The following is a 13,684-nucleotide window of genomic DNA, read 5'->3' on the forward strand; positions in this document are numbered from 1 at the left end:
GAATTCAGAAGAATTTGTTAATTAATCTAAGAATTACAGTGATCAAAATGCTTAAGATGATCATCGTAGTTATCGGTATGTAGATTTTAGTATTACCTTTATCGATTTTAATATCTCCAGGCAAACTGCCAGGAGTTGGAAGCTTGTTACCAAAAAAATAGACCACGATTCCAATGATCATAATTAAAATTCCAATGATCAATATTATCTTTCCGTATTGTTGATGCATAATTAATGTTAATAAGAAAGGATGAAAGAACCAAAACGTTGTGAATGGTGCCTCAGGGATGAAATCTATAAAGAATACCATGATAATATTTGGGGTAAACCGGAGTATGATGATAAAAAACTCTTTGAATTTTTAATTCTTGAAGGAGCACAGGCGGGACTTTCATGGTATACGGTTTTGATTAAAAGGGATAACTACCGACAGGCATTTTTTGATTGGGATATCGAAAAAATAGCAGCTATGACAGATAGTGATGTTGAAAGGTTAATGGATGATAAAGGCATCATCAGAAATAGATTGAAAATCCAAAGTGTTATAACTAATGCACGTGCATACCTTAACTTGCTTGAAAAGGAAAGTTCATTCAGTGAATTTTTATGGTCTTATGTAGGAGGACAACCTTTAATTAATCATCCGGAATCTTTGCAGGATGTTCCGGCTTCGACATCAATATCTGATAAAATGAGTAAAGGTTTGAAAAAGGCAGGATTTAAGTTTGTTGGTTCTACTATTTGTTATGCATTTATGCAGGCAACTGGTATGGTTGATGATCATATTATTGACTGCTGGGTTAAATCCAGGTAACTCATTTTTAGTATAATAATGATAGAGACATATATTAAATTTTTGTAAGGGATTACCATTTGGCCTTGAAGAGTATAAACAAAGGAAATCTCTTTTATGATTTTTGAATTAAGAATTAGATTAAACTTTTTATATCATGAGAATTAGAAAGATAATTTTTGCTTCACTTGTATTACTATTTAGTGTATTTATGTCAAATGCTCAATCATCAGGAGTAGGACTTAAGGGAGGTGTAAATATGACCAAGTTAACTACTAACCAACCTTCAGATTATGATTTTGGTTATTATGGTGGTGTATTTCTACATCTTCCGGTTAATGAAATCTTCCGATTACAGCCTGAGCTTATTTATACTAAATATGCTACAACCTCATCTTACGAATCGCTTGGGGTTTCTTATACAAATGATTACGAGATGAATGCTATCCAATTACCAATAATGGGGCAGTTTTATTTTGGAGAGATATTTTATTTAGAGGCAGGTCCGCAAGCAAGTTTTTTAGTAAATCAAAAGGTAACAGAAACTGTTGATAGTTCTGTAGGAGGGGGTACCACAACCACTGAAGAAGACCTTTCTTACAAAGAAACTGAATGGTATCTGAATTTTGGAGGTGGATTGAATCTACCATTCGGACTTCAGGTAAATATTCGATACAACCTTGGAATGAATAACCTGAATGATGATAGCTCTGACGATAACGAAATAAGAACAAGAATGTGGCAGGTTGGATTAGGATATAAATTTGGGTCAGGTAATTAATTACTAGATTTATTGATATTTATAAGGCCACTGACTTAGTGGCCTTTTTTTGTTTTTCAAGCCTGTAACAAAAAAGCTCCATTGGTATAAGTAAATTATAAGTTTGATAACTGTTTATTTGTTGATTTAATGTTATAACGAACGTATAACAGCGATAAATATTGTTATAAACAAATAAAATCTTTAAATTATTATATACTATAATCATTAGAACCTCCCCGGTTCTTTAAACTGTTACCAGATATGAGCAATGAAAAGATTACCCTGCACAGAGGGTTGGCAGAACTAAAGCCAAATCTATCAGCTAGGTTTTGGGCGATGTTTGTCGATCTGTTTCTGTTTTATGGCCTTTCTATAGCTGGACTATTTTTGATAGGACAGAAAAGTATTACCAGTTTTGAGATATCTATTCTTGATTGTGTAACAATGGTAGCCGTATGGATACTTTATTTTCCTGTAACTGAGTTTTTATTCGGACAAACAATTGGTTATAAGGTGAGTGGTTTAAAAGTTGTTGACACACAAGGTAAGGAAATTGATTTTACAAAAGCATTTACAAGAAGGCTATACGATTTGATTGATTTTCATTTTACTCTTGGGGTTGTTGCTTTAATCACTACATTATTTAGTAAAAACAACCAGCGGCTTGCAGATATGGCTACCAACACATTTGTTATTGGAGGGGAAAGTCTTTCGTGCTTTTCTTGCAATGAAACCTTTATTCTGGAACCTAATGAAAGGTTAAATGGCCATATTGAATGTCCTAATTGCCAGGCTGAAAATGAAATAGATCCTTTGAAAATGCATAGCTAATGCATCCAAATTTATTTTTATTTAAATAAATTAGTCACCTCATTATTTACAATGTTGTGATCTAACTGATGTCCCTGATCAGGGTGAATGTTAATTTCTATTGGAATTAGTGACCTTTTCATTTTGTCTAACATACGAAAATCTATTATTTCATCATCAGAACCTCCGGTAATTCGAAGGTGATTGTATTTTATTTTCCTTTTTAATACTGCTTCTTTTAATCTGGATGAATTTGGAGGAAAGTTTTTTAAGTGCTCCAGGTTTAATTCACTTAATACTGGTGATAGCAGTAAAATATCGAACTGATCAATTGAAAAATCAATTAGTGAATGTAAAAGATAATAGGCTCCCAGAGAATTAGCAATTATTTTCCGTCCGCCCGACATATAAAAAGATTGCAAAAGGGTTCTAATCAGATTTATTTGTTCCTCAAAAGAATCGCTTAAAAATTCATCTGATGTTTCTATTGCTGTTAATTCAAACTCATCAGAAAGCTTTTGGCCAAGGCCTTTTTTTATGCTGCCATTATAACCAGTGAGGTAGAATAATTTCATATATGTTTCTCAATAAGATTTTGCTTTTATTCTAAGATTAATATTCTGTATTCAGAAATAATTCTTTTATGTGGGTGAAACTAAAGAACGGATTAGTAAAATCAGTGATGACTGAGAAATTATTTTAAATATGAATTTGGATGATCAAAATAAATGTCGTTATTTAGATCCGTTCTTAATAAAGGAATTTATCAACTAATAGTAAAATGCGAAGAAAGACGAGAACACTTTTGATGGTCGTTGCACTAGCAATGGTTTTTTGTTCTGCAAAAGCACAACTCCGAGTGTCTGCTGGGCCAACGTTTTCTAAATCAATAGTAAATTCAGACCAATTAAATTCTGAGTTTGGAACTGGATTTTTGTTAGGTATTAGGAATCGCTTTAGACCTGAAAATTTAAAATCACTTTCCTTCTCAACTGGAGTCCAACTTTGTCATAGAAAATATAAAATCGAAAATCCTAAGATCGATCGAGAATCTTACAATGATTTATATGTCACATTTCCATTTTTATTCAATTTTGATATCACTGAGTTTTTATTGGTAAATACTGGAGTAGAACTTGGGTATGCACTCTTTAGTAATTTAAAAGAATTCGAATATAAAAGGAGAACTACTGCTTTTTTATTCGGATTTGAATTCTTACAGAATAGAGATGTAGCGCCCTTTATAACAGCAAGTTATAGTCCATGGGAAAGATTAGATTATGAAACTATAGATAAGTTTGGTAATACTACTGGAACTGGATATGAATTTAAAAATTTTTACATGGTAATAGGAGTAAATATATACATAAATGATTTTTAAAAATAACTTAGCATATACTGCACTAGTAGCTATCATCTTATTATTATCATCTTGCCTTGATAATCCCGTATTTGTTTTTGATCCTATTGAACCTGGACTTCCTATATATACTCAGAGAGGGACTGATGTAGCAGGTGCTATTATAAATGATTCTATTTGGAATTCAGAACAAGAAGTTAATGGAGGTTTAATTTGGAATGAGAAAGAATTTATCCCTGTAATTTGCGACACTATTAATAATAGATTGACCTTCGTTTTTCCAGGTTATATTATTAACTACCAGAATGATACAAAAACGAGACAAGAAATAATTGTTAATTTAGAGACTAATAGAATTAAATCCTTTGAGGATTTACCCCTTTTAGATCAAACTAAATTTGACTTGTCTAACCAATTTCATTATGCCTATCTGGTGAACCAGGAAGTATACGATAAATACAATAACTATCATTATTATTTTGAAAATTACTATGAACATCTACTTGATAGTTCAGTTGATTTTAAACCAATAAACCAAATCGGTAATTTTAATATCCGAAGATTAAGTGGTCAGGAAGATTTCATATTTGCCGGAACTTTTGGTTTTGAATATGAAGATTCTTTAAACATTAAAAACACTGTATACCATGGACGGTTCGATTTTACATTATTAAAATCTGGTTTTTTCTACAAATGATTTATAAATATTAGGTCTATATTGGATTGTTAATCAGTATGATAGAAAAAACTGGGTGTGTTTTTGGTATAGATTAAAACTAGCCTTTTGTGATACTGATACAATATTTTCTATAATTGAAAAGCAATTTTCCCATGAGTATAAAAATAAATTCTTCAATCATACTTCCTTGTGGAACAGTTATAGAAAACAGATTAGTAAAATCTGCAATGACTGAACGGATCAGTGATGTTGATTTTAGTCCTACCATTGGTCATGAAAGATTGTATTCAGATTGGTCTGAAACTGGTGCGGGTCTTTTAATTACAGGAAATGTAGTAATCGATCGCAACCATCTGGAATCAGCAGGGAATGTATGCTTTGATCGTGAAGAAATGATACCTAAACTGAAAAGATGGTCAAAAGCGGGTACTAAAAATGGTAATCATTTCTGGGTACAGATATCTCATTCGGGTCGCCAGACAAACATTTTTAATGCTGTTCGTCCAAAGGCTCCCTCGGAGGTACAATTAAAAAAACTCGGGTTGTTTGGTAAGCCAAGGGAAATGTCTGAAGAAGATATTGAACAAGTTATTAATGGGTTCGTCAGAGCAGCTGATATTGCTAAAAGATCAGGATTTACAGGAGTTCAGATCCACTCAGCCCATGGATATCTGCTAAGTCAGTTTTTGTCACCCAGAACTAATCAAAGAAATGATAAATGGGGTGGGAGCATTGAAAACAGGAGCCGTCTACTTCGAATTATTATTGAGAAAGTCAGGAAAACTGTAGGAGCAGAATTTCCTATTTCAGTAAAGCTTAATTCGTCAGATTTTCAGCGTGGTGGTTTCACCGAAGAGGATTCATTGTGGGTGGTGAAAATGCTAGACGATTTGAATATTGATTTATTAGAGATCTCTGGTGGAACTTATGAAAAACTGGCCTTCTTTTTAATGAATGAAGAGCAAAAAGAAAGTACCAAAAAGAGAGAAGCCTATTTCATCGATTTTGCTAAAAAAATCAGAGAGGTAAGCAACCTGCCTCTAATGATTACTGGTGGTTTCAGATCTTATGAATTTTGTAATGAAGTATTATCTTCAGGAGAGCTCGATCTGATTGGCATGGCACGACCTTTTATTACCAATGTGCACCAAATAAAGGGGTTTATTAATGGAGAGGTTGATCACCTTGAAAATCTTGTGCTTAGAACAGGGATCAAAAATTTCGAAGATGGAGCAGAAGGAGGATTCTACGCAAGGCAATTGATCAGACTCTCAAAGGGTAAACCTTTTAAATTGAATATGAGCCCACTCTGGTGTTCCTCTTTTTTGATATTTCATGAGTTTAAAAAAGCAATGGCAAAAAAAATATTTTAGAATAAAAGGCGTTAATAGTAAAGGAATTTAACACACTATTTTTTTATCCTATTAAATTAATCACAATGAGAAACTTTTTAGTATTCGTACTTTTATTATCAAATTTCCTGTTATTCAGCCAAACCAAAACTATCAGAATCACAGTTATTGAATCCGAAACCGAAGAACCTGTTCCGTATGTCAATGTTATGATATCGGATGGAAAAGAAGGAACCAATGCTAATGAAAATGGAGTTTTTGAATTGATAGATAAGGTTAAATACCTGGGCCAGGATGTAATTCTTTCCTGTGTTGGTTATGAATCTGTGACAATAAGCTTTAAAGAGATGAGATCGCTTGATTTTATCAAAATGACTCCAAATGAACAAGTTCTAAATGAAGTGATGGTTTCAGCCAATGAAATAAAGCCTGAAGATTTTCTTAAAAAGACTATTGAAGCAATAATTAGCGTAAATAAGGCTAGAAATATTCATTACTATAATATTGATTCTGAGATAACGGATTACCTCGATACCTTAACAACTTCAACTATAAATCAAATAGCATATCTAGATGAAATTCCTACCATTAATATTGTTGGTGCCAGGGAATTTGATAAAGATGACTATTATAAATTAAACTATTATGCTGCATATCCCTGGACAGCGGTAGTAAATCATAATATGTATGCAGGCCCATTTTTAAATCCTGATAATTTAAAACACTTTGATTATCAGTATGATTTTAGTGATGCTACTATCGGATATTTAAAAATCGATTTTAACGCTACTAAGCTTAGTAAAAGAGTATTAACCACCTCTGGTGTAATATCTTATTCGGGATCTTTGATTATAGAAGAAGAAAGTGAATTATTAAAAAGAGCAGAAATAAATATAAATTATGCTGATGGAGGAATGGTAAGAACACAAATCCATTTTGCGGAGATAAATAATGAATTTATACCTGTTTTTGCATTTGAAAAACGAAAAATTGGGCACGTAATAATTACAAACCATATTAATTGGTTGAAATATGATGAGTATACAGGCCAGGAATTAATAATGGATCATGATCTTGAAAAGATTATTCCTTCAGACGAATTCTTTGAAAATTATAACAATTACGTAAAAGAATTGTAACACTAAAAAAGGCCACTTCTCTTAAGAATGTGGCCTTTTTTAATTTTTATTTTCTTGTTTTAGCTATTCAAAGCTGCTACGCCCGGAAGAGTTTTACCCTCCATGTATTCTAACAATGCTCCACCTCCTGTAGATACATAGCTTACGTCATCACCAAAACCAAGGCTATTTACTGCAGCGGCAGAATCACCACCACCGATAAGGGAGAAGGCGCCCTCTTTTGTTGCTTCAACGACAGCTTCTGCGATTGCAAATGTTCCCTTACTGAAGTTTTTCATCTCAAATACTCCCATGGGTCCATTCCAGAGAATAGTCTTGCTGTCTTTAATTATTTTTGAGAAAACTTCTCTTGCTTGCGGACCAATATCAAGTCCCATCCAGCCTTGTTTGATATGACCATTTTGCATAATCTCAATGTTGGCATCATTTGAGAAGTTATCTGCGCACACCGAATCAAACGGTAATTCCAGGTTTACATTTTTCTCCTTGGCTTTTTGAATCAGTTCTTTAGCCAGATCTAGCTTGTCTTCCTCAACAAGTGAATTGCCGATAGTTCCACCCATGGCCTTGAAGAAGGTATAAGACATACCCCCACCGATAATCATGTTATCTACCTTGTCGAGAAGTCTTTCGATTATAAGGATCTTATCAGAAATTTTGGCTCCACCCATGATCGCAGTATAAGGCTTATCTGCTTTACTAAGAACTTTCTCAGCGTTTTCGAGCTCAGCTTTCATTACGTATCCACAAGCCTTTTTATCAAAGAATTGAGCAATTACTGCGGTTGAAGCATGTGCTCTGTGAGCGGTGCCAAAAGCATCCATCACCCAGATGTCACCCAGTTTTGAAAGTGATTTGGCAAACTGAGAATCTCCTTTGGTCTCTTCATCATGAAATCTCAGGTTTTCAAGAAGTAAAATCTGTCCTGGTTTTAGATTTTCTGCTTTCTCTTCTGCTTCAGAACCGATACAATCAGAAGCAAATTCAACTTCAGTATCAAAGATCTCTTTTAATCTTCCGACTAAGTGCTTAAGGGAAAATTTATCTTCTGGTCCGTTTTTAGGACGGCCTAAGTGAGACATTAAGATAGCACTTCCTCCATCATTAAGAACTTTTTTAATGGTAGGAACTGCGGCCTGGATCCGGTTTTCGTCAGTGATCTCTTGCTTATCATTTAAAGGCACATTGAAATCAACCCTGATAAGAGCTTTTTTGCCTTCGAAGTTGTAATCTTCAATTGTTTTCATGTGTTAGTGTTTTTACAGATCGTTTAAGTGCAGGGGGCACGGTAAATTTCAGGTTGTTGTCAGGATTGTGCCGAAGCACGGCTCAGACGGTCATTTATTGCCTTGCCAAGTCCGGTGTCGGGCACTCTCTCTGCAATAATAGCCTCAATGGGACTATTATCCAATTTTCTCATCAAAGAAAAAAGATTGGCTGCAGCCTCATGCATATCTCCATTCTCACTTAAAGCAAAATAGTAAGGGTGCCCTGTGTTCATAGGCTTGAAGGTCAGGACTCCAACCTCCTTACCGGGATGTTCTTTTAACAACTCATTTATATTTCCCAGGTAAAATTTTTTCTTTGGAGCATAATGACTTTTTAACATGCCGGGAGCTTTGGGGTTTGACGAACTATGAGGCATGACATCAACTTTACCAACTACATTTTCAATTTCATCAATGCTGAGGCCACCAAGTCTTAAAATAACCGGTTCGTCGTTTTCGAAGCCGATAATAGTCGATTCGATTCCTACCTTACATTCACCACCATCCAATATATAATCGACCTTATCAGACAGTTGAGCAGCTACATGCTCAGCTGTTGTCGGACTGATATACCCGAATGGATTCGCACTTGGTGCTGCAACAGGAAAATCAATGAGAGATAGTAATTCCCTTGTCAAAGGGTGGTTAGGCATTCTGACTCCTACAGTTGTGAGCCCACTACTCACTATGTCTGGAATGATATTTTGCTTTTCCAGAACTAAAGTCAAAGGTCCCGGCCAGAATTTTTCAGCGAGAATCCTGGCCTTTTCAGGTATATGAGTTGTAAAGGATTTTACCTTTTCTAAGGTATCCGTATGGACAATAAGTGGATCAAAAGAAGGGCGTTGCTTAGCTTCGAAAATCCCGGTTACAGCTTCAGGATCAAATGCATTTGCAGCAAGACCGTAGACAGTTTCTGTAGGGATGGCTACCAAACCTCCTTTTTTAAGGGTATTAACTGCTTTTTGAATGTCTTTACCTGTTTCTGTCTTGCTCATATTAGTTTTCGCAATATTCATTTATCGCAGCTTGTGCTTCAGCAAATCCCAGATTTTTGGCTCTGTTCAATAGACGACAGCCTTCATTTTTGTCTCCCTTATTTATCATTGCATAACCCATCCAGAAATTAGCAAAAGGAAGGTCAGGATCCAGGTTTAATGATGCTTCAAGTGCTGACAGAGCTTCATCAAGTCTGTATAATGCAATAAGACTTTTTCCTTTATTAGCATAAGCCAAAGCGTAATCCGGATTTATTTCGATCGCCTTATTGAAATCTTCCAGTGATTGTGGATGAAATCCAAGTTTTTGTAAAACTGCACCTCTGTTATTATAAATATCCGCAATGGTACTATCAATCTTTATCGAACGCGAATAGTCCTGAACTGACGCATCATAATTTTCAAGCTCCCTTCTGGCATTGCCGCGATTGTAAAAAGCCCTGTAATCAGTGCTGTCATTGGTAATAGCTTCGGTGAAATAAGCTTCAGCTTTTTCATATTCGTTTTCTTCGAAAGCGATTACTCCTCTAAGTACTAATGCATCGTAATTATCAGGATTTTTTTCAAGGGCATTTTCAAGTAATGGAAGAGCATCGCCCATTCTACCTTCCTGCATTCTTTTTCTTGCTTCACTTACTAACTCTTCTTCGCTTGCACTACATCCTGCAAGAATACCTATCGCAAATATAATTTGTATCAGATTTTTCATTTTCATAAAATTTGCTGCAAAATTAGAGGGTAAAATGCCAGCTTACAATATATACTGTTAATTTGTGCCAATGGTTAAGTGGTTGAAATTTATATTATTACTTTTTAAGCATGGTAAGTGTGAGAAATATCTTTCTGCTTACAACGATAAATCCCATCTTAAGAGCTGGAAACGCAGTATTTTAAAGATGCCTTACCTGGGTTATTTTTCATATCAGCTTAAATATATTTTATTTCACGATTCCCGCCATAGGGCAAGATATCTCGAACCGCCGGAGGCTGATTTTATCTTTTACAGAATACCAAAAACAGGGAGTACATCTCTCTTGAAGTATTTACTTGAAAAACATTACAGTTTCAATCTTTCTGAGAATTCAAAAGATATCAACAAATTAGCTGAAAGGAAACTTTCCTTAATGGTAAGGGAACCTGAAAGAAAACTGTTAACTGTTGTCAGAAACCCAAGAGAACGGTTTATTTCGGCTCATTCTAATATTTCTGAAAGTAGTAATCCATATGTGCTAAAGGACTATTTGTTTGAAATACTTCCAAAAGACCTGGATATAAATGAAATGTTAAGAAGGATAACAATGATACCTGAACGACTACTTGATGATCACTTTCAATCTCAATCTTATTTAATCGATCTTGCCTTTAAGCAGCCTGAAGTTTACAAGCTTGAAGAAGGCCTTCAAAAATTACCATTCACTGATCCGATTTGGTTCTCATTTTCAAAATTGAATGTAAGTAAAGAAAAGAATTCACTCTCCCCAGATTCAGAAAAAATCCTTAAAACCTATTATAAGCGAGATTATGATCGCTGGTATTAGTTTGTTTAACTTTTGATTAATAAAAGTTAAACAAAAATGAATCTGATCGGTTTAATTAATAAAAACTGATCATGTTCGGATTATTTAAAACAGACCCTGTAAAGAAATTAGAAAAGGAAAGAAAAAAGCTTTTAGAGAAAGCATATAAATTATCTCATTCCGACCGTCAGGCATCAGATGAAATGATGGCGAAGGTAGATGAGATCGAGAAAAAAATTGATGAATTGAAAAAGTAAATTATGGCTGATAAGAAAACTATAGCTGTTATAGGTGGGAGTAGTGGTATTGGGCTTGCGACAGTTAAAATACTTGCTGAGGCAGGTCATGATGTACATGTTTATTCCCGTAGTTTTGATGAAGAAATTGATAATGTTTCACATACTGAGTTAGACGTAACTGATGACGATATAAAGGAAGATTTATTCCCTGAAAAGTTAGATGGGCTCGCTTATTGTCCGGGGTCTATAAACCTTAAACCATTTCAATCTTTAAAAACGAAAGACTTTGAATCGGATTTTAATATTAATGTTCTAGGGGCAATGAAAGTTCTTGGTGCAGCAATGAAAGCATTGAAAAAGGGCGATGATTCTTCCGTTGTTCTTTTTAGTACCGTAGCTGTTCAGACAGGAATGCCTTACCATGCTTCAGTCGCTGCTTCTAAAGGAGCAATAGAAGGCGTTACACGCACATTAGCTGCAGAATGGGCCCCGAAAGTTCGTGTAAATGCAGTTGCGCCTAGTTTAACGGATACCCAAATGGCCTCTCAATTATTATCTGATGATAAGAAAAGAGAAACAGGAGCTAAAAGACATCCGCTGAAAAGAGTAGGAGAGCCTGAAGATATAGCAGAAGCTGTTGCTTATTTATTATCGGGAAAAGCTTCCTGGATAACAGGACATATTTTTAAAATAGATGGAGGAATGGGTTCTTTACAAATACCCGGTTAATTAATAATGAAAAATACATTGATGATAGATCGCTTGTCCATAGAGAAAATGGACAAGCGTTTTCGTACTAACCTTATTAATTGCATATCTGGATTTAAATCCCTGAATTTATGTGGGACAATCAGTACAGAAGGTGTGACTAATGTTGCGCCTATCAGCTCTGTGGTTCATATCGGGGCAGACCCTCCTTTACAAGGGATGATTATCCGACCGGTTTCGGTTCCCAGGGATACCTATCAAAATATAATTGACACCGGGTATTTTACCTTAAATCACGTTCAAGAAGGATTTTATAAACAGGCTCATCAATCTGCAGCCAGATATGACAGAGACAAATCTGAATTTGAAAAGACAGGTTTGACGGCAGAGTTTATAAATGATTTTAAAGCACCATTTGTAGGTGAATCAATTGTTAAAACCGGGTTTAAATTAATTGAAGAGATCGACATTAGATCTAATGGAACCAAAATGCTTATTGGAGAAGTAATTCAGATGCATATTCCTGAAAGCTTCATCAGTGATGATGGTTATTTGGATATTCACAAAGCCGGCAGCTTAACAGTTAGTGGTTTGGATGGTTATTACAAGACCGAAATAATAGATCGTCTTTCATATCCCAAGCCAGATAAAAAATTAGAAAGTATAGGTTGAAAATGATGAAAAGCTCTCGTTTGAGAGCTTTTTTTAATTGTTTTTAAGCGTCAGCTACTTCAGCTTTGTTCATAAATGTGGTTGTATCCACTGTTGCTCCCAGCATATGAAGCAGCCGGTAAAGTCCGAAGTAGGTTCTGTTTATATAAATAGCATGTCTGGAACCTCTTGCAGTACCGATTTTTTTTAGTTTTTTATCCTTGCTCAATGCCTGTCCGGTATTATTTATTTTTTCAAAATAACTTCTATCTGAAAAATCAAATTTCCCTGCTATAATTGGTTCGGCTACCATGCCGATTATTTCGCGATAAACTTCAATAAGATATTTTTTAGTATCAGGAGTATCCTCATTTTTAATAATTTCCAGTTCGATTAAATACTTCATGAGCATTTCATCATTATCAATCACTTCTTTGTTAATCAGAGCAAAGAAAGAGTTGTAAAAGTGTTCTGGAATTTCTTTTGTGCACCCAAAATCAAGTACACCAAGATTCCCTTCCTTAGTAATCACAAAATTGCCCGGATGAGGATCAGCATGTACAATTCCTAATTGATGAACCTGGTAATTGTAAAAATTCCATAAAGCCTGCCCGATCTGATCTGCCCCTGCACGGTCTGTGCCTTTATTTTTTTCTATATAATCTTTTAAAGAAGGGCCATCCAGCCACTCCATAACCAGAATTTTTTCTGAAGAAAGGTCTTTTTTGAATTCTGGAAATACCACTCCCTCCAGGTGATTACATTTTTGAGAAATGTACATTCCCTGACTGAGTTCCTGAACGTAATCCGTTTCTTCTATTAATTTTGATTCAACTTCCTTGACATAGTAGTCCAGATCTTTTAATGATAGATTCAATAATTTAGCAGCCAAGGGTCTGGCTATTTTCAGATCCGATTGAATACTGTCAGCTACGCCGGGATATTGAATTTTAACTGCGTAATTCTCATCACCAATTGAAGCTTTATGCACTTGTCCGATTGAGGCTGCATACTTCGCTTCCGAGCTAAATTCATCAAAAACCTCAGATGGCTTTTTCCCAAGATATTTCATGAATGTCTTTTTGATCAAGGGGCCACTTAACGGAGGTACTCGATTCTGACTCAGTGCAAATCTTTCCTGGTAAGCCAATGGCAACATCTGGTCTTCCATAGAAAGCATTTGAGCCACCTTTAATACTGAGCCTTTTAATTCACTTAAAAGTCCGTAAATGTCTTCAGCATTAGCTTCATCAAGCGATTCTTGTGTGACTTTTCCCCCGGTAGCCTTTTTGGCATAATGCTTAACATAGTTACCACCTACCTTGAAACCTGTACTCAAAAATTTACTGGCCCGCTTTACTTTTCCTGCGGGAATACTATCCTGTCTCTTCTTTGTCATCTTCACAT

Annotated in this window: 17 protein-coding genes; 11 read left to right on the top strand and 6 right to left on the bottom strand. The window is 35.1% G+C overall.

All coding sequences use genetic code 11. From position 1 onward, the window contains the following. Positions 1–4: 4 nt before the first annotated feature. Positions 5–229 carry a DUF2905 domain-containing protein gene (locus OO013_RS06985; protein WP_266055987.1) on the bottom strand — a complete coding sequence of 75 codons (225 nt, stop codon included), beginning with the start codon at positions 227–229 and terminating at the stop codon, positions 5–7. 21 nt (positions 230–250) lie between these two features. Between OO013_RS06985 and OO013_RS06990 the strand changes: the two genes are divergently transcribed. From OO013_RS06990 to OO013_RS07000, 3 genes are all read left to right on the top strand, one after another. After that, a complete protein-coding gene (locus OO013_RS06990) occupies positions 251–814 on the top strand; it encodes a DNA-3-methyladenine glycosylase I (protein WP_266055989.1) in 564 nt (187 codons plus the stop codon). 136 nt (positions 815–950) lie between these two features. Next, on the top strand, positions 951–1,574 hold the full coding sequence (locus OO013_RS06995; RefSeq protein WP_266055990.1) for a porin family protein: 624 nt from the start codon (positions 951–953) through the stop codon (positions 1,572–1,574). Positions 1,575–1,817: 243 nt separating this feature from the next. Continuing rightward, the gene (locus OO013_RS07000) at positions 1,818–2,387 is read left to right on the top strand and encodes an RDD family protein (protein WP_266055991.1); all 570 of its coding nucleotides are present in this window, start codon (positions 1,818–1,820) and stop codon (positions 2,385–2,387) included. 17 nt (positions 2,388–2,404) lie between these two features. Here OO013_RS07000 and OO013_RS07005 read toward each other — a convergent pair whose 3' ends face one another. Beyond that, positions 2,405–2,941, bottom strand: coding sequence for a hypothetical protein (locus OO013_RS07005; protein ID WP_266055992.1), 537 nt, complete (start codon positions 2,939–2,941; stop codon positions 2,405–2,407). Between the two features lie 206 nt (positions 2,942–3,147). Here OO013_RS07005 and OO013_RS07010 point away from each other — a divergent pair, with 206 nt between their 5' ends. The 4 genes from OO013_RS07010 (at position 3,148) to OO013_RS07025 (ending at position 6,896) form a co-directional block, all read left to right on the top strand. Further along, entirely contained in the window at positions 3,148–3,747 is a 600-nt protein-coding gene (locus OO013_RS07010) for a hypothetical protein (protein ID WP_266055993.1), read from the top strand. After that, positions 3,737–4,423, top strand: a complete 687-nt coding sequence (locus tag OO013_RS07015; protein WP_266055995.1) for a hypothetical protein — start codon at positions 3,737–3,739, stop codon at positions 4,421–4,423. The genes OO013_RS07010 and OO013_RS07015 overlap by 11 nt, the downstream gene beginning before the upstream one ends. A 134-nt stretch (positions 4,424–4,557) precedes the next feature. Continuing rightward, positions 4,558–5,778, top strand: a complete 1,221-nt coding sequence (locus OO013_RS07020; protein WP_266055997.1) for an NADH:flavin oxidoreductase/NADH oxidase family protein — start codon at positions 4,558–4,560, stop codon at positions 5,776–5,778. A 65-nt stretch (positions 5,779–5,843) separates the two neighbouring features. Continuing rightward, positions 5,844–6,896, top strand: coding sequence for a carboxypeptidase-like regulatory domain-containing protein (locus OO013_RS07025; RefSeq protein ID WP_266055999.1), 1,053 nt, complete (start codon positions 5,844–5,846; stop codon positions 6,894–6,896). Positions 6,897–6,955: 59 nt separating this feature from the next. Here OO013_RS07025 and OO013_RS07030 read toward each other — a convergent pair whose 3' ends face one another. The 3 genes from OO013_RS07030 to OO013_RS07040 are packed head-to-tail and all read right to left on the bottom strand — an operon-like array spanning position 6,956 to position 9,871. Next, a complete protein-coding gene (locus OO013_RS07030; protein WP_266056001.1) occupies positions 6,956–8,143 on the bottom strand; it encodes a phosphoglycerate kinase in 1,188 nt (395 codons plus the stop codon). Positions 8,144–8,202: 59 nt separating this feature from the next. Further along, positions 8,203–9,162 carry an L-threonylcarbamoyladenylate synthase gene (locus tag OO013_RS07035; protein ID WP_266056003.1) on the bottom strand — a complete coding sequence of 320 codons (960 nt, stop codon included), beginning with the start codon at positions 9,160–9,162 and terminating at the stop codon, positions 8,203–8,205. 1 nt (position 9,163) lies between these two features. Further along, the gene (locus OO013_RS07040) at positions 9,164–9,871 is read right to left on the bottom strand and encodes a tetratricopeptide repeat protein (RefSeq protein ID WP_266056005.1); all 708 of its coding nucleotides are present in this window, start codon (positions 9,869–9,871) and stop codon (positions 9,164–9,166) included. An 82-nt stretch (positions 9,872–9,953) separates the two neighbouring features. Between OO013_RS07040 and OO013_RS07045 the strand changes: the two genes are divergently transcribed. The 4 genes from OO013_RS07045 to OO013_RS07060 all read left to right on the top strand — a co-directional run bounded on the left by OO013_RS07045 (position 9,954) and on the right by OO013_RS07060 (position 12,298). Continuing rightward, positions 9,954–10,700 (top strand): sulfotransferase family 2 domain-containing protein, encoded by a 747-nt coding sequence (locus tag OO013_RS07045; RefSeq protein ID WP_266056007.1) that lies wholly within the window; start codon positions 9,954–9,956, stop codon positions 10,698–10,700. Between the two features lie 71 nt (positions 10,701–10,771). Continuing rightward, positions 10,772–10,936, top strand: a complete 165-nt coding sequence (locus tag OO013_RS07050; RefSeq protein ID WP_266056009.1) for a Lacal_2735 family protein — start codon at positions 10,772–10,774, stop codon at positions 10,934–10,936. Positions 10,937–10,939: 3 nt separating this feature from the next. Continuing rightward, positions 10,940–11,647, top strand: coding sequence for an SDR family NAD(P)-dependent oxidoreductase (locus OO013_RS07055; RefSeq protein ID WP_266056012.1), 708 nt, complete (start codon positions 10,940–10,942; stop codon positions 11,645–11,647). 6 nt (positions 11,648–11,653) lie between these two features. Then, entirely contained in the window at positions 11,654–12,298 is a 645-nt protein-coding gene (locus tag OO013_RS07060; RefSeq protein ID WP_266056013.1) for a flavin reductase family protein, read from the top strand. Positions 12,299–12,341: 43 nt separating this feature from the next. Here the strand turns inward: OO013_RS07060 and OO013_RS07065 are convergent, their stop codons facing one another. Beyond that, entirely contained in the window at positions 12,342–13,676 is a 1,335-nt protein-coding gene (locus tag OO013_RS07065) for an ABC1 kinase family protein (protein ID WP_266056015.1), read from the bottom strand. Between the last annotated feature and the right edge of the window lie 8 nt (positions 13,677–13,684).

This window comes from Mangrovivirga halotolerans, assembly GCF_026241165.1.
Classification (GTDB): domain Bacteria; phylum Bacteroidota; class Bacteroidia; order Cytophagales; family Cyclobacteriaceae; genus Mangrovivirga; species Mangrovivirga halotolerans.